Source organism: Acidovorax sp. (assembly GCF_046339755.1).
GTDB lineage: Bacteria > Pseudomonadota > Gammaproteobacteria > Burkholderiales > Burkholderiaceae_C > Acidovorax.
On the sequence record NZ_JBKDTZ010000234.1, the window covers coordinates 1 to 23,464 of the forward strand.

General features: G+C 67.6%; 20 protein-coding genes and 1 pseudogene. 14 read left to right on the forward strand and 7 right to left on the reverse strand.

Going from position 1 to position 23,464, the window contains the following annotated elements; genetic code table 11:
* Positions 1–63: 63 nt before the first annotated feature.
* The 5 genes from ACK59X_RS19685 to ACK59X_RS19705 all read left to right on the forward strand — a co-directional run bounded on the left by ACK59X_RS19685 (position 64) and on the right by ACK59X_RS19705 (position 5,695).
* Positions 64–237: a hypothetical protein gene (locus ACK59X_RS19685; RefSeq protein WP_409959968.1), complete on the forward strand. Its 174-nt coding sequence runs from the start codon at positions 64–66 to the stop codon at positions 235–237.
* 36 nt (positions 238–273) lie between these two features.
* Positions 274–1,635 carry a bluetail domain-containing putative surface protein gene (locus ACK59X_RS19690; RefSeq protein WP_409959970.1) on the forward strand — a complete coding sequence of 454 codons (1,362 nt, stop codon included), beginning with the start codon at positions 274–276 and terminating at the stop codon, positions 1,633–1,635.
* A gap of 21 nt (positions 1,636–1,656) precedes the next feature.
* The gene (locus ACK59X_RS19695) at positions 1,657–3,315 is read left to right on the forward strand and encodes a bluetail domain-containing putative surface protein (RefSeq protein WP_409959972.1); all 1,659 of its coding nucleotides are present in this window, start codon (positions 1,657–1,659) and stop codon (positions 3,313–3,315) included.
* 84 nt (positions 3,316–3,399) lie between these two features.
* Positions 3,400–5,181: a bluetail domain-containing putative surface protein gene (locus tag ACK59X_RS19700; protein ID WP_409959974.1), complete on the forward strand. Its 1,782-nt coding sequence runs from the start codon at positions 3,400–3,402 to the stop codon at positions 5,179–5,181.
* 25 nt (positions 5,182–5,206) lie between these two features.
* Positions 5,207–5,695 (forward strand): hypothetical protein, encoded by a 489-nt coding sequence (locus ACK59X_RS19705; protein ID WP_409959976.1) that lies wholly within the window; start codon positions 5,207–5,209, stop codon positions 5,693–5,695.
* A gap of 107 nt (positions 5,696–5,802) precedes the next feature.
* On the opposite strand, the gene ACK59X_RS19710 is transcribed toward ACK59X_RS19705, so the two are convergent.
* The 6 genes and pseudogenes from ACK59X_RS19710 to ACK59X_RS19735 all read right to left on the reverse strand — a co-directional run bounded on the left by ACK59X_RS19710 (position 5,803) and on the right by ACK59X_RS19735 (position 11,783).
* On the reverse strand, positions 5,803–7,254 hold the full coding sequence (locus ACK59X_RS19710; RefSeq protein ID WP_409959978.1) for an aldehyde dehydrogenase: 1,452 nt from the start codon (positions 7,252–7,254) through the stop codon (positions 5,803–5,805).
* A gap of 56 nt (positions 7,255–7,310) precedes the next feature.
* On the reverse strand, positions 7,311–8,021 hold the full coding sequence (locus ACK59X_RS19715; RefSeq protein WP_409959980.1) for an ABC transporter ATP-binding protein: 711 nt from the start codon (positions 8,019–8,021) through the stop codon (positions 7,311–7,313).
* On the reverse strand, positions 8,018–8,776 hold the full coding sequence (locus ACK59X_RS19720; protein ID WP_409959982.1) for an ABC transporter ATP-binding protein: 759 nt from the start codon (positions 8,774–8,776) through the stop codon (positions 8,018–8,020). The genes ACK59X_RS19715 and ACK59X_RS19720 overlap by 4 nt, the downstream gene beginning before the upstream one ends.
* Positions 8,769–9,710 carry a branched-chain amino acid ABC transporter permease gene (locus ACK59X_RS19725; protein WP_409959984.1) on the reverse strand — a complete coding sequence of 314 codons (942 nt, stop codon included), beginning with the start codon at positions 9,708–9,710 and terminating at the stop codon, positions 8,769–8,771. The genes ACK59X_RS19720 and ACK59X_RS19725 overlap by 8 nt, the downstream gene beginning before the upstream one ends.
* Complete coding sequence (locus tag ACK59X_RS19730; RefSeq protein WP_409959985.1) at positions 9,707–10,585, reverse strand: branched-chain amino acid ABC transporter permease; 879 nt, start codon at positions 10,583–10,585, stop codon at positions 9,707–9,709. Before ACK59X_RS19730 ends, ACK59X_RS19725 begins: the two co-directional genes overlap by 4 nt.
* 4 nt (positions 10,586–10,589) lie before the next feature.
* Positions 10,590–11,783 (reverse strand): annotated as a pseudogene (locus ACK59X_RS19735) (amino acid ABC transporter substrate-binding protein).
* A 207-nt stretch (positions 11,784–11,990) separates the two neighbouring features.
* Between ACK59X_RS19735 and ACK59X_RS19740 the strand changes: the two are divergent.
* From ACK59X_RS19740 to ACK59X_RS19780, 9 genes are all read left to right on the forward strand, one after another.
* Positions 11,991–12,953 (forward strand): helix-turn-helix domain-containing protein, encoded by a 963-nt coding sequence (locus ACK59X_RS19740; RefSeq protein ID WP_409959987.1) that lies wholly within the window; start codon positions 11,991–11,993, stop codon positions 12,951–12,953.
* Positions 12,954–13,081: 128 nt separating this feature from the next.
* Positions 13,082–14,497: an efflux transporter outer membrane subunit gene (locus ACK59X_RS19745; RefSeq protein WP_409959989.1), complete on the forward strand. Its 1,416-nt coding sequence runs from the start codon at positions 13,082–13,084 to the stop codon at positions 14,495–14,497.
* 155 nt (positions 14,498–14,652) lie between these two features.
* Positions 14,653–16,074, forward strand: coding sequence for an efflux RND transporter periplasmic adaptor subunit (locus ACK59X_RS19750; protein ID WP_409959991.1), 1,422 nt, complete (start codon positions 14,653–14,655; stop codon positions 16,072–16,074).
* Complete coding sequence (locus tag ACK59X_RS19755; RefSeq protein WP_409959993.1) at positions 16,065–16,802, forward strand: ABC transporter ATP-binding protein; 738 nt, start codon at positions 16,065–16,067, stop codon at positions 16,800–16,802. Before ACK59X_RS19750 ends, ACK59X_RS19755 begins: the two co-directional genes overlap by 10 nt.
* The gene (locus tag ACK59X_RS19760; RefSeq protein WP_409959995.1) at positions 16,802–18,007 is read left to right on the forward strand and encodes an ABC transporter permease; all 1,206 of its coding nucleotides are present in this window, start codon (positions 16,802–16,804) and stop codon (positions 18,005–18,007) included. The genes ACK59X_RS19755 and ACK59X_RS19760 overlap by 1 nt, the downstream gene beginning before the upstream one ends.
* Before the next feature lie 361 nt (positions 18,008–18,368).
* Complete coding sequence (nirB, locus tag ACK59X_RS19765) at positions 18,369–20,906, forward strand: nitrite reductase large subunit NirB (RefSeq protein ID WP_409959997.1); 2,538 nt, start codon at positions 18,369–18,371, stop codon at positions 20,904–20,906.
* A gap of 20 nt (positions 20,907–20,926) precedes the next feature.
* Positions 20,927–21,286: a nitrite reductase small subunit NirD gene (nirD, locus tag ACK59X_RS19770; protein ID WP_409959998.1), complete on the forward strand. Its 360-nt coding sequence runs from the start codon at positions 20,927–20,929 to the stop codon at positions 21,284–21,286.
* A 61-nt stretch (positions 21,287–21,347) separates the two neighbouring features.
* Positions 21,348–22,661 carry a nitrate- and nitrite sensing domain-containing protein gene (locus ACK59X_RS19775; protein WP_409960000.1) on the forward strand — a complete coding sequence of 438 codons (1,314 nt, stop codon included), beginning with the start codon at positions 21,348–21,350 and terminating at the stop codon, positions 22,659–22,661.
* Positions 22,662–22,688: 27 nt separating this feature from the next.
* Positions 22,689–22,820, forward strand: coding sequence for a hypothetical protein (locus ACK59X_RS19780; RefSeq protein WP_409960002.1), 132 nt, complete (start codon positions 22,689–22,691; stop codon positions 22,818–22,820).
* Between the two features lie 170 nt (positions 22,821–22,990).
* Here ACK59X_RS19780 and ACK59X_RS19785 read toward each other — a convergent pair whose 3' ends face one another.
* Entirely contained in the window at positions 22,991–23,380 is a 390-nt protein-coding gene (locus ACK59X_RS19785; protein WP_409960004.1) for an Hsp20/alpha crystallin family protein, read from the reverse strand.
* Positions 23,381–23,464 lie beyond the last annotated feature (84 nt).

A 23,464-nucleotide genomic window follows, 5' to 3' on the forward strand; every position in this document is an offset into this window, starting at 1 on the left:
GTGTGACGGCGCTGGCCGAAACCTCGTGGACCTCGGCCTGATCGGCCGTTTGCGGAGCTTTTGATGGCACAGAACTTTCTTGATGATCCCCTCGTTGTCACGACGATCCTGAACCGGGTGTTCAACGACCAATCGCCTTCCTACGCGGTGTACAACAACCAGGTCGCAATGGTCACATCGAACGGCATCCATGCGTTTGCGCTGTCGTTTGGCTCCGGCTTTACCAGCATTACGTAAGACCATTTGTCAAACAAGCTCTTGTGCAATCTAGGTGTGCTTCCGAATACGGGTCTTAAGACCGCGCTGCGGGACTACTTGGTGTCCGTGGGCAAGGCCAATGTCGGCGTCGTGGCCCTGCAGTTGGGCCAGATCCTCTCTGGGCCGGAACACGCCACGGGCGCCCAATCGGCGTTCAATGCGGCCGCTGTGGCATGGAACAAGGAGTTGGTGGATTCCTACAAATACTCGAGCGACCCGTACGGCGTCAGCGCAGGGCACAATCCGCCCGTGACGGGTGTCACCCTTTCGCTGACTTCCGGTGACGATGCGGTATCGCCTGCAGCGGCAGATGAAAGGTTCAAGACCACGGCCGACAAGGACACGATCCTGGCAACCACCGCGGGCTTTCTCTCGACGGCGGATGTGATCGATGGCGCGGAGGGTCTCGATACCCTCAGGGCGGCCCTTGCAGCCGCAAGCAAGGCCGCCCCCGTGCTGCGCAATGTCGAGAAGGTCTACATCACCGCAGGCGCGGGGGCCGAGTTTGGCGCCGGGGATACCGCCGGCCTGCAGGAACTCCGGATCGATGCCGCGCAGGGCCCCGCCACTTTTTCCAACGTAGGCCTGGCCACCAATGCAGGCATCCAGAACTCCCTGGCGGGCGGTGCCTTGACCGTGAACTTCAGCGGTGCCTCGGGCCCCATGGATACGGCCCGCATCACGCTAGCCGATGCCACGGGCAATGACGAGATCATCGTGGCGAACATCGAATCCCTGGTGGTAAGCAGCACAGCCGGCACGGTCTTCGCCACCACGGTCAACCAGGCCAGGATCACAGCTGCACAGGCGGAAAGCATCGTCGTCCTTGGTGACCAGGCTTTGACCGCGACCGTGACTGGTGCCAAGCTGTCCGTGATCGATGCGTCGGTCTTCACTTCGGCGCTGGAGCTCAGGCTGGCAGGTACTCCTGGGGGTGTTTCCATCACTGTCAACGCCGAGGCCCGCCATAAAGTGACCTTGGGCGAAGGAGCCGATGCCTTGTCCATCAAAGGCCTGGCAGGCGCTCTGGCCAAGGACATTGACCTGGGGTCGACGGCCACACTGGCCGCATCGACCATCGAGGTAAGGGGCTTCGCGAGCGGCACCGATGTGATCCGACTGCATGGGACCTCATCGACAGCCAAGGCAGCCCCGAGCGATGCTCAGTTGGCCAGTATGGCAGGGGCAGCCTCGCTGCTGGACGCTGCGTCGCTGGCCGCCACCACCGCAGGCGCCAACAAAGCCATTGCCTTCCGCTATGGTGCCGACACCTACATTCTGGTCAACGATTCCGCCGCAGCGCTCGGCGCCAACGACAGCCTGGTCAAGCTGACCGGCGTGGCGGCGCTGGCCGATGCCGCTTGGGCCTCGGCCTGATGGCCTTTTTTGGAGCTCCGGATGGCACACAACTTTCCCGACGATTCTTTTGTCGCCGCGACGATCCTGAACCTGGCGTTCAACGACCAGTCGCCTTCCTACACCGCCTACAACAACCAGGCAGCCTGGGCTGCAGCGAACGGTATCCGGGCTTTCGCCCTGACCTTCGGTGCGGGCTTTGCCGGGATGACCGAAGACGCTCTGTCCACCAAACTTCTGGGCAATATGGGCGCGCTGCCCAATGCGGGCCTGCAGGCCGCCTTGCGGGACTATCTGGTGTCTGTCGGCAAGGCCAACGTGGGCATCGTGGCCCTTCAACTGGGGCAAATCCTTTCCGGGCTGGAAAACGCCACGGGCGATCAGGCCACGTACGCGGCGGCTGCGGAGCGATGGAATGAGGACATCTTCTCCTCGCACACCTATTCGAACAACCCGGCGAATTTTCCGCCGGCCATGCCGATAGGGGTCGGTCTCGCGGGTGCTACCTTGGCGCTGACCATGGGCGATGACTCCATCTTGCCTACTGCAGCACTGGCCGGGCTCCGGTCGACGGACTATGGGGACACCATCATGGCAACGACTGCGGGCCTGCTGTCCAGTGGTGACTCCATTGATGGCGGTAGAGGGGTTGACGCGCTCAAGGCCACGCTGGCGGCCGATGCGACCGTCGAGCCGATGCTGCAGAACGTCGAGCATGTGTTCCTCCAGGCAGGCGCCCATTCGAAATTCATGGCGACTCAGTCGACCGGCATCACCGAGCTGTGGCGGGAGGCTGCGGCAGGTCCGGCCGAGTTCTACGGCGTGGACCTGGCCACCACCGTCGGCATTCGCAACTCCGGCAGCGGTGGCGCACTGAGCGTGGTCTTTGCAGGCACGGGCGGCAGCGCAGACGCTGCGACGCTGGTGTTCCTGGGTGCCGCTGGCGACGATGAGGTGATCGTGGATGCTGTTGAGAACCTGGGCATCAAGAGCCAGAAGTCCGGCGCAGCCAATACGGTCAAGATCACGGCCAACGCCGCCGAAAAGATCTCCATCCTGGGTGACCAGGCCTTGACGACCACCGTGAAGGGTGCCCATGTCTCGGTGATCGACGCCTCGGCTTTCACGGGCGCGCTGACCCTGGCGTTTGCTACCACAGGCCTGACGGCGGTCTCCATCAGCGGCGGCACGCGTGGTGATGCCTTCACCATCGACGACACATCAGGGGCGCGGGTCGTCGTGGAGGCCGGCCATGGCGCCGACACCATCTCCATCGGCGCCCACAACGCCCATCTGATCTCCCTGGGGGTGGGTGCCGACACGCTGAACATCACCGGCTTGGCCGGCCCTGCGGCCAAGGACATCGATACCGGGACATCGGCCAGCCTGGCGGCTTCGGCCATCGAGGTGCGGGACTTTGCCAGTGGCGCCGACCTGCTCCGGCTGACAGGTGCTGCGTCCACGGCCAAGGCCACCCCTGGCAGCGTGGAACTGGCCCGCATTGCCGCAGCGCCTTCGCTGCTGGAGGCAACGGCCCTGGCCGCCACCACGGCAGGTGCCAGCAAAGCGATTGCCTTCCGCTATGGTGCCGATACCTACATCCTGGTGAACGATGGCGTGGCTGCGCTCGGCGCCAACGACAGCCTGGTCAAGCTCGCCGGCGTGGCAGCGCTGGCGGACGCGACGTGGGCCATGGCCTGATCGGACGCGAGGGCGATCCTTTCCGCACAGAGCCCGGGCTGGTCGCGTGTTCGTGGTGGCCGTGACCCTTGTGGGCAGACGGCAGTGGTTGGTGTCAAAAAGTTTCTTTGTGACTGCTGCCACACCCTGCTGGCGGGACGCACCTTAGGCTCACAGCGCACATCACAACACTACTCACTGGAGGAACGCATGCCTGTCCAAGTCTCTGGCACCTATGCCGACGTCACCATGCTCAACCGGGCATTCAACGACCAGTCCCCTTCGCACAATGTCTATGTCAACCAGGTGGCGGCGGTCGTGCCCATCGGCATCACGGCCTTTGCCCAGCGGTTCGGTGCCGGCTTTACTGCGCTGACCGAGGATGCGCTGTCCACCAAGCTGCTGATGAACCTGAGCGTGCTGCCCAATGCGGGCTTGCAGACTGCCTTGCGGGACTATCTTGTGTCTGTCGGCAAGGCCAATGTGGGCATCGTTGCACTGCAGTTGGGGCGCATCCTCTCGGGGCTTGAAAACGCCACCGGTGATCTGTCTGTGTATGCGGCGGCCGCGGTGAAGTGGAACGAAGAAGTGACGGCTTCGCATGCGTATTCGAGCAACCCCGCGAATTCCGGGCCGATAGTTCCGCCCGGGCCCGATCTCCCTGTGGGTGTGACGTTGTCTCTCACCGCGGACGTGGACGCCATATCGCCTTTGGCTGCGCAGGCCAAATTCAAGACAACAGCCTATAACGACACCATTGTGGCAACCACCGCCGGCTTCCTGTCCAGCGCCGACTCCATCGATGGCGCAGGCGGGGTCGACACGCTCAGGGCCACGCTGGCCGCTGGTGCGACGGTGGCACCCATGCTGCAGAGTGTGGAGCGGGTGTTCATCCAGGCGGGAGCAAAATCGAAGTTCGGGGTGTCCGGCGCAACCGGCATCACGGAGCTGTGGCGAGAGTCCGCAGCAGGTCCTGCCGAGTTTGACGGCGTAGACCTGGCCACCACCGTCGGTATCCGCAGTATCACTGGCAGCGGCGGGAGCGGCGCACTGACGGTGGTGTTTGCGGGAACCAGCGGTGGCGCAGACACTGCGAACCTGGTGCTCTTCAGGGCTGCTGGCAATGATGAGGTGATCGTGGACGCGGTTGAGAACCTGAACGTCAGGAGCCAGGGGTTCAGTTCCACGGACGGAGCCGCCAATACAGCCAGGATCACCGCCAACGCGGCCGAAAAGATCGTGCTCACCGGCGAACAGGCCTTGAAGACCACCGTGGTGGGCGCCCAGGTCTCGGTGATCGATGCCTCTGCGCTGACCGGCGCGCTGTCGCAAGCCTTTGCCACCACGCAGAAGGCGGTGACCATCACCGGCGGCAGAGGGCCGGACACCTTCGTCATCAACGACGCTTCTGGCGCCCAGGTGATCGTTGCGGCGGGCGAGGGTGGTGACACGATCACCATCGGTGCCGGCAACGCCCACAGGATCACGCTCGGCGGGGGCGTCGATACGCTGAACCTCACCGGCTTGGCGGGTGCCGCCGCCAAGGATCTGGACACCAGTTTCTCCACCGGTCTTGGCTGGTCTGCCATCGTGGTGACCGACTTCGTGAGCGGTACCGACAGGCTGGTGTTGGCGGCCGAGACTGCGACGGCGAAGGCGACACCGACCAGCCTGCAACTGGCTGGCATTTCCGATGCATCGTCCCTGCTGGACGCCACGGCCCTGGCAGCCACCACGGCGGGCGCCAACAAGGCCATTGTCTTTCGTTACGGGGCCGACACCTACATCCTGGTGAACGATGCTGTGGCGACCCTGAACGCCAACGACAGCCTCGTCAAACTGGCCGGTGTGTCGTCATTGGCAGACGCCTCATGGGCCTCGGCCTGATCGGCCCTTTTTCCGGAGCTTTTTGATGGCACAGTACTTTTTCGATGAACCGTACGTCGTCGCTACGATCCTGAACCGGGCGTTCAACGATCAATCCCCTGTGCATGCGGTCTACACCAGACAGGTGGAGATGGCTACGTCGGCCGGGAACACCGCCTACGCCTTGCAGTTTGGCGCGGCTTTCAACGGCTTGTCAGAAGAAATATTGTCCGCCAAGCTCCTGGTCAACCTGGGGGTTTGGCCCAATGCAGGTCTGCACACCGCTTTGACGGATTACTTGGTATCTGTGGGAAAGGCCAACGTAGGTGTCGTGGCCTTGCAGCTGGGGCAGCTCCTGTCAGGCCTGGAAAACGCAACAGGAGATCAGGCCGCGTTCAGCGCAGCCGCCGTGGCGTGGAACAAGGAGGTGGTCGATGCGTACGCCTACTCGTCCAATCCTGCCAATGTCTCCCCTTCGCCCGTTACCAACGCGGTAACTCTGACTGGCATGGCGGTGGTGGAGCATGTGCAGTGAGCTACAGCATGCAATGACCCGGGGACACGATTTGCGGACGCCATGGACGGGTTCCATGGCGCTTCGCCTGGCTGTGCACCATGAACGGCCCAGGCAGCCAGAGGCTCTCAGAACGGATAATGCCGCGCCGTAGTCTGCACCGTGATCCAGCGCAACTCCGTAAACTCCCGCACCCCCGCCATCCCCCCAAACCGCCCCCACCCCGAATTCTTCACCCCGCCAAACGGCATCTGTCCCTCGTCATGCACCGTAGGCCCGTTGACATGGCAGATCCCCGACTCGATGCGCGCGGCCACGTTCCAGGCGCGGGCCACATCGCGGCCGAAGACGGCAGCGGACAGGCCGAACTCGTTGTCGTTGGCACAGGCAATCGCTTCCTCCACGCCCTTCACGCGCACGATGGGTTTCAGGGGGCCGAAGGATTCCTCGCGGTAGATGTCCATCTCGGGCGTCACGTGGTCGATGATGGTGGCTGCCATCAGCGTGTTCTCGCTCTTGCCGCCGCACACCAGCCTGGCGCCCTTGGCCAGGGCGTCGTCGATCAGGGCGTTGCAGCGCTGCACGGTCGCCATGTCCACCACCGAGCCCAGCACCGCCGGGCCCTTGCGCGGGTCGCCCAGCGGCAGGGCCTGGGCGCGTGCTGCGAAGCGGGCGACGAAGTCGTTGGCGATGGCGTCGTCCACCACGATGCGCTCGGTGGACATGCAGATCTGCCCCGAGTTGGCGAACGAGCCGAAGATGGCCGCATCCACGGCCGCGTCCACGTCGGCATCGTCGAGCACCACCAGCGGGGCCTTGCCGCCCAGTTCCAGCACTGTGGGCTTGAGGTACTTGGCGCAGGTCTGCGCGACGATGCGGCCGACCTTGGTCGAGCCCGTGAAGTTCACGCGGCGCACGGCAGGGTGGGCCACGATGGCCTCGACCACCGCACCGGCGTCGGCAGGCGCATTGGTCACGAAGTTCACCACGCCCGGGGGCAGGCCGGCCTCCTGCAGGGCCTCGATGATCAGGCCGTGCGTGGCGGGGCTCAGCTCCGAACCCTTGAGGATCACCGTGTTGCCGCAGGCCAGCGGCGTGGCGATGGCACGCACGCCGAGAATGATGGGCGCGTTCCACGGTGCGATGCCCAGCACCACGCCCGCGGCCTGGCGCACGCCCATGGCCAGGCTGCCGGGCACGTCCGACGGGATCACCTCGCCCGCGATCTGCGTGGTCAGGGCCGCGGCCTCCTGCAGCAGGCCGGCGGCCAGGTGCACGTTGAAGCCGGCCCACAGGCCCGAGGCGCCGGTCTCGGCGGCCATGGCGGCGGCAAAGGCGTCGCCCTTGGCTTCGAGCGCATGCGCGGCCTTGAGCAGCAGCGCACGGCGCGCATTGGGCCCCAGAGCCGACCAGGCGGGGAAGGCCTTGGCCGCGGCATCGGCAGCCGCCTTGGCATCGGCCACCGTGGCAGCCGGGGCCGTAGTGGCCACTGACCCGTCCAGCGGGTTGCGGCGCTCGAAGGTGGCGCCGCCCGTGGCCTGCACGCGCTCGCCGTTGATCAGCATGGAAATGGCAGTCATGGAATCACTCTCCTGAACAACAAGGAAAGAAAAGACAAGAAGAAGAAAAAAAGAGATCAGGCTACGCCGAGGTAGGCCTGCCGCACTGCATCCGATTGCAACAGGCTTGATGCCTCGCCCGAGGCCACGATGCGCCCGCGCTCCAGCACATAGCCGCGCTGCGCCACCTGCAGCGCCTTGCGCACGTTCTGCTCCACCATCAGCACGGTGACGCCCTGGGCCGCGATGCGCTGCACGATGGCCAGCAGCTCGTCCACCATGCGCGGCGCCAGGCCCAGCGAGGGCTCGTCCAGCATCAATAGGCGCGGCCCGCTCATCATGGCGCGGGCCACGGCCACCATCTGCTGCTCGCCGCCGCTCATGGTGCCGGCCAGCTGCTGGGCACGCTCCTTCAGGCGCGGCAAGTCCTCGAAGGCCTGGGCCCGGCGCTCGGCGCGCACGCGCGCCGGCACCAGCCAGCCACCGAGCTCCAGGTTCTCGGTCACCGTCATCTGCGGAAAGAGCTGGCGCCCCTCGGCCACCAGCGCCAGGCCGCGCTGCACGCAGGCGGTCGCGTTCAGGGCCGGCACGGCCTGGCCGTCGAGCAGCACCGTGCCCTGGCGTGGCAGCAGTCCGGCCAGCGCCTTGAGCAGCGTGGTCTTGCCCGCGCCATTGGGGCCCACGATGACCGTGATGCCGGGGGTGGCCTCCAGCGACAGGTCCTGCAGCACCTGGAAGCCGTTGTAGCCCGTGGTCAGGCCCTGCACGGAAAGCTGTGCGCCGCTCATGCCGTCGCTCCTTCGCTGGTGGCAGCCATCTCATCGCCCAGGTAGGCCTCGATCACCTCCGGGTTGCGCACCACCTCGGCCGGCGTGCCGTCGGCAATCTTGCGGCCCTGGTGCAGCACCAGCACGCGCTCCACGTACTTGAGCAGCGTGGTCACCGCATGCTCGATCCAGACCACCGTCAGGCCCCAGTCATCGCGCAGGCGGCGGATGCGCTGGGCCATGGCATCGACCTCGGCCTCGGTCAGGCCGGCGGCCACCTCGTCGAGCAGCAAGAGGCGCGGGCGCGTGCCCAGGGCCATGCCGATCTCCAGCAGGCGCTGCTGCGAGGGTGTCACATCGGCGGCAGGGCGCTCGGCCAGTGCCGACAGGCCCAGCATGGCCAGGATCTCGTCTTCGCTGCGCAGGCCCACGGGCCCCTGGCGGTGGCGGCCTGCGAACTGCATGCCGAAGCGCACGTTGTCGCGCACCGTCATGTCGGGGAACACACGCGGCGTCTGGAAGGTGCGCGCAATGCCGTGCGCCGCATAGCGGTGAGGGCCCTTGCCGGTCAGCTCGTCGGCCCCGCTCACCAGCCGGCCCGAGGTGGGCGGCTGCACCCCCGAGATGGCGTTGAAGAACGTGGTCTTGCCCGCGCCGTTGGGGCCGATGATGCCGATCAGTTCGCCCGCATGCAGCGTGGCGCTCACGCCGTCCACGGCGGTCAGCCCGCCAAAGCGCACGGTCACGGCGTCGATGGTCAAAAGTGCCTCAGACATGGCCCGCCTCCACTGCAGGCGTGGCCGCGCGCTTGCGCTGCCACAGCGTGGCCAGGCCGTTGGGCAGGTACATCACGCACAGGATGAGCAGCAGCCCCAGCACCATCATGTAGCCATAGGGCAGCTGCAGGCGCAGCGTCTCGGCCAGCAGGCTGAAGACGATGGCCGCGAGCACCGGCCCGCCGATGCTGGCCGCGCCGCCGATCAGCGCGATCAGCACCGTCTGGAAGCCGATGAAGGGGCTGAACACGGCGGCCGGCTCGATGTAGGTCCAGCGCACGGCCATGGCCGCGCCCACGGCACCGGCAAAGGCCGCGGTGATGCCGAAGCCCGCGATCTTGGCCAGGCGCGTGTCCACCCCCAGCGTCTGGGCGCGCTGCTCGTCGGCACCGATGCCTGCAAGCGCCAGGCCAAAGCGGCTGCGCTTTACCGCAATCGATGTGCCAATGGCCGCGGCGGCGATCAGCAGCACCGTGAGGTACACCGTCTCGTTGCTGGGCACCACCGTGAGCACGCGGCCCACGGTGCCCGAGACCTGTTTCTCGACAAAGGTCACCGCATGGCGGATCAGCTCCGTCATGCCGAAGGTCAGCACTGCAAAGTAGGTGCCGCGCAGGTGCAGCACGGCCGCGCCCATGACCACGGCCACCACGGCGGCGATCAGCGCGCCGGCCACGATCACCAGCGGCCAGGGCAGGCTGCCCAGCAGCGTGGCGCTGGCATATGCGCCGATGCCGAAGAAGGCCGAGGTGGCCAGCGACAGGTAGCGCGTGGCGCCGCAGAACAGCGACCAGCTGGTGGCCAGCGCGATGTACATCAGGCAACTGAGCAGCACCGAGGCCACGAACTCGGACACCAGCCAGGGCAGGGTGCCGACCACGGCCGTGCCCACCGCGAGCGCGAACCAGGGCTTGTTGGAATGGAGGGATTTCATTTCTTGGAAAAGAGGCCGTTGGGGCGCCAGATGAGCACGCCGATGAACACCGCATAGCTCAGCAGCATCTTGAGAGACGGGCTGCTGAAGTGCATGCCCAGGGCTTCGACCACACCGAGCAGCAGGCCGCCGGCCAGGCTGCCCGCCAGGCTGCCGAAGCCGCCCAGCGTGATAACGATCAGCGCCGTCACGGTGTAGGGCTCGCCCATCGAGGGGGAGATCTCGTAGGTCATCGACAGCAGCGCCCCCGCCACGCCCGACAGGCCCAGGCCAATGCCGAACATCATGGGGTGCAGGCGCCGGGTGTTGATGCCAACCAGTTGCGCCCCGGTGGGCGACTGCATCAGCGCCCGTACGGCCTTGCCCAGCAAGGTCAGCTTGAGCAGCGCGATCAGCGCCGCCGACAGCGCCAGCGCGACGCCGAACAGCACCAGCTTGTTCTCGGTGAAGCGCATGCCCGCCACTTGCACCGGGTCGGCCAGGTACTCGTAGCCGCGCAGGTCGCCGCCCCAGATCACCAGGGCGGTGTTCTGCACCAGGAACATCAGGCCGAAGCCCACCATCAGGCTGCGCGCCTCGAACACGTCCACATTCGGTGCGCGCGCCGCCAGGCGCCGAAAGCACAGCGCATGCACCGCCACGCCCAGCACGAACAGCGCGATGAAGGCAATGGGCATCAGCAGCAGGGGCGACCAGCCCCAGGCCGTGTGTGCCCACCAGGTGATGAAGGCGCCGAGCATCAAAAACTCGCCGTGCGAGATGTTCATGATGCGCATCAGCCCGTACTGCAGGTTCAGGCCCATGGCCACCAGCGCATAGATGCCGCCGGTAATCAGGCCACTGGCGACCAGTTCGGCCCAGGAAGTCAGAGACACTTTGTTATTTCCAGGCTGGTTTCGCGGTGTTCAATTGCGCCGTGGCGCGGTCCTTGGGCCACACGACTTCGAAGTCGCTGCCCTGCCACTGGCTCACGGTGCCGGGGATGGAGGCGTTCTCGCTGCCCGCAAAGCGGATGCCGCCCAGGATGGTCTTGAACTCGTTCTTGGCGATGTGCTCGCGCAGCGCCTTGCGGTCCAGGCCCGCCTTTTCCACGGCCTGCTGCAGGATCTCGAGGCCCGCCCAGGCGTGGCCGCTGGCCCAGCGGTCGGGCTCCTTGCTGAACTTCTTCACGTGGGCGTCGAAATAGGCCTTGGCCTCGGGGCTGGTCTTCACGCTCCACGAACCCATGCCGATCACGCCCTCGGTGTTGGCCTGCATCACGTTCTTGTACAGCTGGAAGGCCGTGCCCACCGAGGCGTAGAAGAACTTGGGGTTCAGCCCCACCTCGCGCGCCTGGCGGCTGGCCAGGATGGTGTCGGGCGGGTAGGTGATGCCGATGAAGGCATCGGGGTTCAGGTCCTTGATGCCGCGCAGCACCGGCGCCAGGTCCTTCACGCCCAGCGGGTAGCTCTTGCGCTCCACCACCTGGATGCTGGTCTTCTTGAGCGCATTGTTCAGTGCCGCGAAGTTCTCCAGGCCGAACAGGTCGTCCATGTAGACGATGGCCACCGACTTCACGCCATTGGCCACCAGCATGTCCACCAGCGCGCCCATCATCTTGTCGGGCTGCTGCAGCAGGGAGAAGAAGTAGGGCAGGTTCATGTCGATCAGCTTGCGCGACAGCGCCGTGGGCGCCAAGAGCGGGTAGCCGAAGCGGTTGGCCAGCGGCGCGATGGCGAAGTTGGCGCCCGAGCCCCAGGGCGGCAGGATCAAATCCACCTTGTCGCTGCCCATGAGCTTTTCGAAGGTGCGCACGCAGGTCTCGGTCTCGCTGCGGTCGTCGTAGCCGATGAGTTCGATGGGGCGCTTGGCGCCCTTGACGGACAGGCCGCCGGCCGCGTTCACCTGCTCGGCCCACAGCAGGTAGTTGGGCTCCTGGCTGACCTGGGCGCACGCGGCCCCGGGGCCCGTGCGGGCACTCGCCTAGCCGCTGCGCACGGGGCCCGACTGGGCCAGCAGGTGGGGCGCGACCGACATGGCGCCCACCGTGGCGGCCATGCCCTTGATCCATTGGCGCTTGGATTGTTGAACCATTTTTCTGTCTCCTCGGATGGGCAGCCCGCGCAGTGCAGGCCGTTGACCGATGGTAGGAAGAAGGGCTTTGGCGCGCTGTGCTGAGCGTGCACAAAACGCTGCTCCCAGCGTGCACGGGCCAGCGGGTTTACCCGGATTTCCGCGCTGCGCAAAGGATTAGCACCCCCACCGATAATCGGGAGAACCCGCCTCTGCACGGGATAAAGCATGGCCCACACCCTGACCGAGGTATCCACCGACACCGTGGCACCGCGCGACCGCCTGCACCTGTGGGGCGACGCGGTGTGGCGCCTCATAGGCGGGCTGGAGTCCGACGCCTTTGGCGACGAGGCCTTCGCGGGCCACATCACCTCGGGCCAGGCGGGTTACGTCAACCTGTGCCAGCTCGACGTGAGCCGCCACCGCGTGGTGCGCACCCCCAGCCTCATCCGCGGCAGCGACCGGGCCTACATCAAGGTGGTGGCGCAGCTCGAAGGGCGCGCCTGCTTCGAGCAGAACGGCCGCCAGGTCTGGCTGTCCCCGGGCGAGTGGAGCGTGTACGACACCACGCGCGCCTACGCCGTGAGCAACCCCGATGCCGTGCGCCAGATGGTGCTGATGATCCCCAAGGAACACCTGCCCGAGCGCAGGATGCGGCTCGACGACCTCATGGTGCAGCGCTTCTCGGGCACCACGGGTGTCTCGCGCCTGGCCTGGGACACCATGCGCGCCGCGTTCACCGAGCTGCCCACCATGTCCGACGCGGCCGCCGACGGCGTGGCCGACGTCATCACCCATCTGGTGCAGCTGTCGCTGCTGGAGCGCAACGGCCAGCACAGCGCCATGTCGCAGCGCGAGGCCCTGCGCGACCGCATCGGCCAGTACATCGACCGCCACCTGGCCGACCCCGACCTCAGCATCGACCGCATCGCCCAGGCGCTCAACTGCAGCCGCAGGCACCTGTACAACGCCATGGCGGACGATGGCGACACGCTGGCCGCCACCATCCAGCAGCGCCGGCTGGAGGCCTGCCTGCGCGAGCTGCGCCACCCCGCGCACACGCACCGCTCGGTGACGGACATCGCCCTGGCCTGGGGCTTTCGCAACAGCGGGCATTTCAGCCGGGTGTTCAAGGCCCACACGGGCTGCAGCCCGAGCGAGTACCGGATGCGGGCTGTGCAGCCACACTGAACAGCAAAGGCCCTTCGGGCCTTTCTTTTTGCATCGCAGCAATTCTTTACATGGGCTTGACGCATTGACTATCTTCGCGAAGGGGTGGCTCCGCACAATGGACGCAACAACCCGGAGCACAGCTTTTCATGCGTCTTTCTTCACCGACCGGTTCCCGCCGCCAAGCACCACCGCGCTGGCCGGTGCTGGCGCTGGCCGCAGCCCTGGCAGGCTGCGCCGGCCTCACGCCGCAGGATGCGCGCCTGCCCGATGCGCCCGTGCCCGCCACCTGGTCCACGGGCAGCAGCACCACCGGCCCCGCCACCTCGCTCGCCCAGTGGTGGCAGCGCCTGGGTGATGCGCAACTGACCGCGCTGGTCGAGCAGGCCCTGGCGGCCAACACCAGCGTGCGCACGGCCCAGGCCGCGCTGCAGCAGGCACGCGCCCAGGTCGATGTGCAGGCCGCAGGGCTCGCACCCCAGGTGGGGGCCTCGGCCTCGGCGCAGCGTAGCCGCTCGGGCAACAGCGGCACGGGCAACAGCTTCCAGCTGGGCTTCGATGCCAGCTGGGAGCCCGATGTGTTCGGCCGTGTGCGTGCCGGCGTGAACGCCAGCGAAGCCGATGCCCGCGCCGCCGAGGCCAGCCTGGCCGACGTGCAGGTGTCGCTGGCGGCCGAGGTGGCCGTCAACTACATCGAGCTGCGCAGCCTGCAGCAGCGCCTGGCCATTGCACAGAGCAACCTGGCCAGCCAGGGCGAGACCCTCCAGATCACGCAGTGGCGCCTGCAGGCGGGGCTGACCACCTCGCTCGTGGCCGAGCAGGCACGCGCCGCATCGGAACAAACCGCTGCGCAGATCCCCGCGCTCGAAGCCAGCCTGGCCCAGTCGCGCCACAGCCTGGCCTTGCTGACCGGGCAGGCGCCGGGCGCGCTCGATGCGCAACTGGCCGCCAGTGCGGCCGTGCCCCTGGCGCCCCACGAACTGGCCATGGCCATCCCCGCCGAAACCCTGCGCCAGCGCGCCGACGTGCGCGCGGCCGAGCAGCGCATCCGCGCCGCACTGTCGCGCGTTTCTCAGGCCGAGGCAGCCCGCTACCCGGACTTCGGCATCAGCGGCTCGGTGGGTCTGCGCGCCCTCACGCTGGGTGCATTGGGTGGCGGCAGTGCGGTGGCGGCATCGCTGCTGGGCAGCGTGTCGTTGCCCCTGCTCGATGGCGGTGCCAACCGGGCCCAGGTGCGCGCGCAGGAGGCCAGCCTGGAGCAGGCACGCATCGCCTACCAGGCGGCAGTGCTGGCGGCGCTCAAGGACGTGGAAGACGCCCTTGTCTCCCTGCGCGGCAACCGCGAGCGCCTGGTGCGCCTCACGTCCGCGGCCGATGCGGCCGGCAATGCCGCCCTGCTGGCCCAGCAGCGCTACCGCAGCGGGCTTATCGACTTCCAGGCGGTGCTGGAAACCCAGCGCACCCTGCTCTCCACGCAGGACGGCGTGGCCACCACGGTGGCCAGCGTGTCTGCCGACCACGTGCGCCTGTACAAGGCGCTGGGCGGCGGCTGGCAGCCGCAGTAGCCGCCTACCGCTTCTCTTTTCATCAGCCACCTGGAGGCCCCGCGCACACCGCGCGGGCACCTGGCAGCCAAAGCCCACCGATCTGTCGCACCGTGCGTGCGCGTGCGGTGCCGGCCCCCTTTTTTTCTGCATTTCACCCGAGGCGATTGATTGCCATGACCGATACCTCCCAGGACTCGCAGCCCCGTACGGCTGCCGCCACCATCGCCGCCAGCCCGTCCCCCGCCGACCTGCAGGCCCTGCTGGGTGGCGAGCCGCCGCGCCGCTGGTACCGGCGCACATCGCTGTGGCTGGGCATGGCAGCCATCGCGCTGGCGGGCGCTGGCTTCTATGCCTGGCAGCAGCACAAGGCCGCCAACGCCGCCCCCGTGTACGTGACCGAAGAAGTGAAGACGGGGGACCTCACGCTCACCGTGGCCGCCAACGGCACGCTGCAGCCCACGCGGCTCGTGACCATCGGCAGCGAACTCTCGGGCACCGTGCGCCAGGTCATGGTGGACGTGAACGACAAGGTGAAGAAGGGCCAGGTGCTGGTGGAGCTCGACACCGCCAAGCTCGACGCCCAGGTGCTGCGCTCGCGCGCCTCGCTGGCCTCTGCCCAGGCGCGCCTGGCGCAGGCCGCGGCCACCACCAAGGAGGCGCAGGCCGCGCTCGGCCGGCTGGAAGAGGTGGCCCGCCTGTCGGGCGGCAAGGTGCCTTCGGCGGCCGAGCTGGACACCGGCCGCGCCACGCTCGACCGGGCCCGCGCCGACGAGGCCAGCGCCCGCGCCACGGTGGACGATGCGCGCGCCGCCCTCTCCACCGACGAGACCAGCCTGTCCAAGGCCTCCATCCGCTCGCCCATCGATGGCGTGGTGCTCACCCGATCGGTGGAGCCGGGCAACGCCGTGGCCGCATCGCTGCAGGCCGTGACGCTGTTCACCGTGGCCGAGGACCTCACGCGCCTGCGCCTGGACGTGAGCGTGGACGAGGCCGATGTGGGCACCCTGCAGGTGGGTCAAAAGGCCAGCTTCACCGTGAGCGCGTATCCCTCGCGCCGCTACCCGGCCCAGGTCACGCGCGTGTCCTTCGGCTCCACCAAGACCGACAACGTGGTCACCTACGTCACCTGGCTGGAGGTGGACAACACCGACATGAGCCTGCGCCCCGGCATGACGGCGGCCTCCACCATCACGTCCACCGAGCGCAAGGACGTGCTGCTGGTGCCCAACACGGCGCTTCGCTTCACGCCCGCACAGGCAGGCGCTCCGGGCTCAGGCGGCGGCAAGCCGCCATCGGCGCAGGGCCAGCAGCAGGGCGGCGGCCTCATGGGGCAGCTCATGCCGCGCATGCCCCGCCCGGGTGGCCAGGGCGGGCGCAGGGCCGGTGCGGGCGGTCCTTCTGCGGACGACGCGGCATCGAAGACGCGCCAGGTCTGGGTGCTCAAGGACGGCACGGCCCAGCCGCTCAAGGTGCGCGTGGGCATCAGCGACGGCCGCATGACCGAGGTGGTGGGCGAGGGCCTCACCTCCGGCATGGCCGTCATCACCGACCAGCGCAGCCGCGGGGCCGCGCGAGGACGGGCGCCATGCCACTGATCCGCCTGCGCGCGGTCACCAAGGTGTACGGCGAAGGCGCGCTCGCCTTCCAGGCCTTGAAGGGCGTGGACCTGGACATCGCCCAGGGCGACTTCGTGGCCATCATGGGCCCCAGTGGCTCGGGCAAGTCCACGGCCATGAACACCCTGGGCTGCCTGGACAGGCCGACCACCGGCGACTACCTGTTCAAGGGCGTGCATGTGGAGGCCCTGCAGTGCGACGAGCGCGCGCGCCTGCGCCGGCGCTTCTTCGGCTTTGTCTTTCAGGGATTCAACCTGCTGGCCCGCACCTCGGCGCAAGAGAATGTGGAGCTGCCCCTGCTGTACCGCGGCGAGCCTGCCGCGGCGCGCCATGCGGCGGCGGCCAAGGCACTGGCGGCCGTGGGCCTCAAGGGCTGGGAGCACCACACGCCGGCCGAACTCTCGGGCGGGCAGCAGCAGCGCGTGGCCATTGCCCGCGCCATCGTCACCGAGCCGGCCGTGCTGCTGGCCGACGAGCCCACCGGCAACCTCGACACGCAGCGCAGCCACGAGATCATGGAACTGCTGTGGCGCCTGAACGCCGACCTGGGCATCACCGTGCTCATGGTCACGCACGAGGGCGACATGGCCGAGTACGCGCGGCGCATCGTGCGCTTCGTCGACGGCGTGGTGGGCAGCGACGAGGTCAATCCTCACCCGCGCGGTCTGGCCGCGCCGGCTGCGGCACTGCAGGCGGGGGGGCACTGATGTTCCTCAGCACCATCCTGCTCGCGCTGCGCTCCATACGGCGCAACCTCATGCGCTCCTTCCTCACGGTGCTGGGCATCGTGATCGGGGTGAGCGCGGTGATCACCATGGTCACGCTGGGCAACGGCGCCACCGTCTCCATCCAGAACCAGATCGCGGGCCTGGGCACCAACCTGCTGCAGGTGCGCCCCGGTCAGCGCATGGGCCCGGGCGGCGGCACGGGTGCGCCGGCCTTCAAGGACACCGACGCCGATGCCATTGCCCAGCAGATCGGCGGCATCCTGGCCGTGGCGCCCGAGTCGCGCGCATCGGCCACCGTGGTGGCGGGCGGGCGCAACTGGTCCACCAGCATCATCGGCAGCACCAATGCCTGGCTGCAGACGGGCAACTGGACGCTGCGCAGCGGCCGCGAGTTCACCAACGACGAGCTGCGCGCCGGCGCTGCCACCTGCGTGATCGGCGAGACCGTGCGGCGCGAGCTCTTCGGCACGCGCGACGCGGTGGGCGAGCAGCTGCGCGTGAAGGCCTTCTCGTGCGAGGTGATCGGCGTGCTGGCCTCCAAGGGCCAGGGCGCCTTCGGCAACGACCAGGACGACACCGTGCTCGTGCCCCTGCGTACCTTGCAGCGCCGCGTCACGGGCAATGTGCGCGTGAACACCCTCTTGGTATCGATGAAGGACGGCAGCGAGCCCGAGCGCGTGAAGGCCAGCCTGACCCAGCTGCTGCGCGAGCTGCGCAAGCTCTCCGACACCGACGAGGACAACTTCAACGTGCTCGACACCAAGCAGCTGGGCGAGGCCCTTTCGGGCACCACCAAGGTCATGACCACCTTGCTCGGCGCCGTGGCGGCGGTGAGCCTGCTGGTGGGCGGCATCGGCATCATGAACATCATGCTCGTGAGCGTGACCGAGCGCACCCGCGAGATCGGGTTGCGCCTGGCCATCGGCGCGCTCGAGCGCGAGGTGCTGCTGCAGTTCCTGATCGAGGCGGTGGTGCTGGCCGCGCTGGGCGGGTTGGTCGGCATCGTGCTGGCCACTGTGGCATCGCTGGGCCTGTCGGTGCTGATGGGCGTGCCCTACCTGTTCAACCCGGGCGTGAACCTGCTGTCCTTCGTGTTCTCGGCCGGCATCGGCGTGGTGTTCGGCTACTTCCCAGCGCGCCGGGCCGCGCGCATGGACCCGATCGACGCACTGCGCCACGAGTGATGCGGCACCGGCGCAGGGCGGCAGACCCGCCGCCCTGCGCCCCAATTTGGTGACGTGCTGCACCGCAGCGAGGCGCTTGGACATCCATCCCTGCAGCTGCCACAGGGGAGAACCCTTCTTCAAAAAGCCGGCACGCATTTTGCTGAACACAGCGTGTCCGCCGGTAAAGCTGCCTGCGGTCCGATAACAACCCCTCCGCTAATGATGGCGGAACACCCGGGCAAGCCATGGCGTTCGCCGCCGCTTGCCTGGAAGTTCCAACCCACGCCCGTGGTTCCGCGGAGGGTGTGCAGTGCCGTGGTACGGCACGGCGCATCCTGTGCCCCTGGTTCCCCGGGTCCTTGCAGGATGAGCAAGCATGATGAAGATCGTTCTCATTGGCCACGGCATGGTCGGCCACAAGTTCCTCGAAAGCCTGGCCGAGACCGGCATGACCGGCGTCGAGGTCACCGTGCTGTGCGAGGAGCCGCGCCCCGCGTACGACCGCGTGCACCTCTCCGCCTTCTTCAGCGGCACCACGGCCGAGCAACTCTCCCTGGTCGAACCCGGCTTCTTCGAGCGCACCGGCTTCACCCTGCGCCTGGCGGCGCGGGCCGCATCGGTGGACCGCCGCATCCGCACCGTGACCACGGTGGACGGCGAGGTGCTGCACTCCGACAAGCTGGTGCTGGCCACCGGCTCCAACCCCTTCGTGCCCCAGGTGCCGGGGCGCGAGCGCGAGCACTGCTTCGTCTACCGCACCATCGAAGACCTGGAGGCCATGCTGGCCTCGGGTGCCAAGTCCAAGACCGGCGTGGTCGTGGGCGGCGGCCTGCTGGGCCTGGAATGCGCCAAGGCGCTGCGCGACATGGGCCTGGAAACCCATGTGGTCGAGTTCGCCCCCCGGCTCATGGCCGTGCAGGTGGACGAGGGCGGCGGCCGCGTGCTGCGCGCCAAGATCGAGGAGTTGGGCGTGCAGGTGCACACCGGCCGCAACACCCGGGAGATCACTGACGGCGCCCGCGCGCGCCACCGCATGGTGTTCGCCGACGGCACCTGGCTGGAGACCGACATGATCGTCTTCTCCGCCGGCATCCGCCCGCGCGACGAACTGGCGCGCCAGAGCCTGCTGGCCATCGGCCCGCGCGGCGGCGTGGCCATCGACAGCGCCTGCCGCACCAGCGACCACGACGTTTACGCCATCGGCGAATGCGCGTCGTGGAACGAGCAGACCTTCGGTCTGGTGGCGCCGGGTTATGACATGGCCCGCGTGGCGGCCCGCCACATCGCCGGCGAGGCCGATGCCGCCTTCGTCGGCGCCGACATGAGCACCAAGCTCAAGCTCATGGGCGTGGACGTGGCCAGCATCGGCGACGCCCATGGCAAGACCCCGCACAGCCGCACCTGCCAGTACGTGGACGAGCGCCGCCAGGTCTACAAGAAGATCGTCATCAGCGAGGACGGAAAGCAATTGCTGGGCGCCGTGCTGATCGGCGACGCCACCGAGTACGGCACGCTGCTGCAGATGGCCCTGAACGGCATCACCTTGCCCGAGGACCCCGAGTTCCTGATCTTTCCCTCCAGCGACGGCAAGGCCAAACCCGGCCTGGGCGTGGATGCCCTGCCCGACACGGCGCAGATCTGCTCGTGCAACAACGTCACCAAGGCAGGCATCTGCGAAGCCGTGGGCAATGGCGCCTGCACCATCGCCGAGATGAAGGCCTGCACCAAGGCCGGCGCCACCTGCGGCGGCTGTGTGCCCCTGGTCACCCAGGTCATGAAGGCCGAGATGGCGCGCCGCGGCATGGCCGTGAACAACCACATCTGCGAGCACTTTGCCTACTCGCGCCAGGAGATCTACCACTTGGTGCGCGTGGGCCAGATCAAGAGTTTCGATGACATGCTGGCCAAACACGGCAAGGGCATGGGCTGCGACATCTGCAAGCCCGTGGCGGCCAGCGTGTTCGCCTCGTGCTGGAACGAGTTCGTGCTCAAGAAGGAGCTCGCCGGCCTGCAGGACAGCAATGACTACTACCTGGGCAACATCCAGAAGGACGGCACCTACTCGGTGGTGCCGCGCATGCCCGGTGGCGAGGTCACGCCCGACGGCCTGATCGCCGTGGGCCAGGTGGCCAAGAAGTACGGCCTGTACACCAAGGTCACCGGCGGTGCGCGGGTGGACATGTTCGGTGCGCGGCTGGAGCAATTGCCGCTGATCTGGGAAGAGCTGATCACCGCCGGCTTCGAGTCCGGCCATGCCTACGGCAAGTCCCTGCGCACCGTCAAGAGCTGCGTGGGTTCGACCTGGTGCCGCTACGGCGTGGGCGACAGCGTGGGCCTGGCCGTGGCGCTGGAGAACCGCTACAAGGGCCTGCGTGCCCCGCACAAGATCAAGTTCGGCGTCTCGGGCTGCACGCGCGAATGCGCCGAGGCGCAGGGCAAGGACATCGGCATCATCGCCACCGACAAGGGTTGGAACCTCTACATCTGCGGCAACGGCGGCATGAAGCCGCGCCATGCCGAGCTGTTCGCCTCCGACCTGGGGAAGGAAGACCTGGTGCGCATGATCGACCGGGTGCTGATGTTCTACGTGCGCACGGCCGACCGGCTGCAGCGCACCAGCACCTGGCGCGAGAACCTGGAGGGTGGCCTCGGCTACCTCAAGGAGGTGTTGCAAAAGGACAGCCTGGGCCTGTGCGCCGAACTCGAAGCGCAGATGCAGCACGTGGTGGCCACCTACCAGTGCGAATGGAAGACGGCCGTGACCGACCCCGAGACGCGCAAGCGCTTCCGCTCGTTCGTGAACAGCGACAAGGCCGACGAGAACGTGCTCTTCGTCGAGGAACGCGGCCAGATCCGCCCGGCGCGCGCCGACGAACGCAGCCCAGCCAAGATCATCCCCATCCGCCAGGCCGCTTGAAGACGAAGGACGAGACCACCATGAGCGCACTTCCCACGAACAGCCGCACCGACTCCCTCGCCTGGACCGATATCTGCGCGGTCGACGACATCCTGCCCAGCACCGGCGTCTGCGCGCTGGTGGCCGACCGCCATGTGGCCGTGTTCCGCACCGGCAGCGACCAGTTCTTCGCCATCGACAACGTGGACCCCAAGTCCGGCGCCAGCGTGCTCTCGCGCGGTTTGATCGGCAACCTGGGCGAGCGCGTCGTGGTCGCCTCGCCGCTGTACAAGAACCATTTCGACCTGCGCACCGGCGAATGCCTGGAGGCACCCGAGCATTCCGTGCAGGCGCACAGCGTGCGTGTCGAGGGCGGGCGCATCAACGTGGCCGTCGCTTGAATGCTGCTGCAGGGGCCGGGCGGGGTTAGCATCTGCGTATCCTGAATCCCGGAGTCCCTGCATGCCTGACCTGGCCGCCGCGCCCCTGTCCGTTTCCAGCTTCGTGCTGCGCTCGCGCCCGCTCGAGATCGACGCGGTGCGCCACCTGGCCAGCCGTGCTGCGCTGGTGGACGTGGTCGGGCAGTTGATCGAAGGCCTGCAGCGCGAGCGCGGTGTCTCGGGCGTCTACCTGGCCTCCAAGGGCCAGCGCTTTGCCGACCTGCGTGGCCGCACCGTGCAGGAGGTCGTGGCGCTGGAGGCCAAGCTGCGCTCAGAGTTCGCCCAGCATGTCGAGCCCGCGCAGGGCGCCACTGCCAAGGCCCTGTCGCTGATGGCCTGGGCGCTGCTGGGCCTGGACGCGCTGCCCGCGCTGCGCAGCCAGATCGACAAGCAGGCCATGGCGGCCCATGACTCCATAGCCGCGTTCAGCCACCTCATCGCGGGGTTGATCGAACTGGTCTTCCATGTGGCCGATGCCGCCGGCCTGCCCAGCGTCTCGCGCCAGCTCGTGGCCCTGGTGCACCTGGTGCAGGCGCAGGAAGAGGCGGGGCAGGAGCGGGCCATGGGTGCGCTGCTCTTCGCCTCCGGCCAGGGCAGCGATGCGCATCAACAGCGCGTGCTGCACCTGATCGATGCGCAGGAGCGCAGCCTGGGCGCGTTTGCCGAGTTTGCCGATCCGGCCCTGCGTGCCCGCTGGGAACAACTGCAGCTGGCACCTGGCACCGCCCAGCTGGAGCGCCTGCGCCGCACCCTGGGCGTGGCCCGGCCGGGTGCCGCGCTGGACAGCAATCTGAGCGACACCTGGTTCGAGGTCTGCTCCGAGCGCATCACCGCGCTGTGGCAGTTGCAGGTGGATCTGGTGCAGCGCCTGCGCGAAGACTGCGCGGCCCACATCGTGCAGGCCCAGCAGGACCTGCAGGACTCCAAGGGCCTGCTGCGCGGCCTGCGTGACAACCCGCCGCAGCGCACGCACGCGGTGGACCGCTTCTTCGACATCGCCATCGCGCCGACAGCGGTGGAGCCGCCTTCAGCGGGCGCGCAGGGCTCCGAATCGGCCTCGCTGCTGCAGTTGCTGCAGGCCCAGTCGGCACGCATGGCCAGCATGGAGGCCGAGCTCGAAGCGGCCCGCCGCACGCTCAACGAGCGCAAGGTGATCGAGCGCGCCAAGGGCGTGCTGATGGCCCGCCTGGGCATGAACGAGGAAGTCGCCTTCCGCGTGCTGCAAAAGACCTCGATGGACCAGAACCGCCGCCTGCTCGACGTGGCCGAGGCCACGCTGTCCCTGCCGGACCTCGCGTTCGCACACCCCGAGCGCAAGGGCGATAAACCTGTTTGATCCTAGGTACACAGACGCCGGGAGGCGGTGTCCGAGTTCCTGTACGACCTGCAATCGCCCGGCGTGCAGTTCCATCGTCTGCGTGCGCCACCGCTGGTGGAGCGCAATCCGGTGCGGTTCTGGCAGACCGTGTCATGCCTGCTGGGGCTGGCGGTGTAGGTGCTGTTGGGAATGCGCGCGTATGAAAATTGAATGAACCCTTGCGGTTCGGCGCGTGAGAGAACTGGAAAAAGCCCTGATGAAGCAAGGCCTTTGACGGGCAGGGGCAAAAGGCATGCGCGGGGTGGAGCGCGGCCGCCAGGCCACGCTCCACTGCGCCGTGTATTGACTTACTGGATGCTCAGCGTGGTGGCCTTGCTGACGGGTTCCACGCGCACCAGGGTGAGCGTGAGCACGCCGTTTTCGAGCTTGGCGCTGCTGGCCGCGGCATCGATGTCGGTGGCCAGTTCCCAGGCGCGCTGCACCTGGCGGGGTGCGCTTTCCACGCTGGACAGGCGCACCACATTGCCTTCGATGGACAGTTGCAGTTGCTCACGGGTCAGGCCGGGCACATCCAGCTGCAAGGTGGTGGCCTTGTCGTCCTGGGTGACGGTCACGCCGGCAGAGCGGGCAGGGGTGGCCGCATTGGCAAAACTGCCCAGCAAAAAGCGCTGCAGTGCGAGGTCGGCAGAGCGGGGGGCGTTGAAGGCGGAACGGCGGGCGACGGGGGCGAAGATCATGAAAAGGACTCCTATACACTGCGCGGCTCTCGACGTGGTCGCCGCATGGACAGAACTTGTGTACGGCCGCAAAGGTTTTCAAGG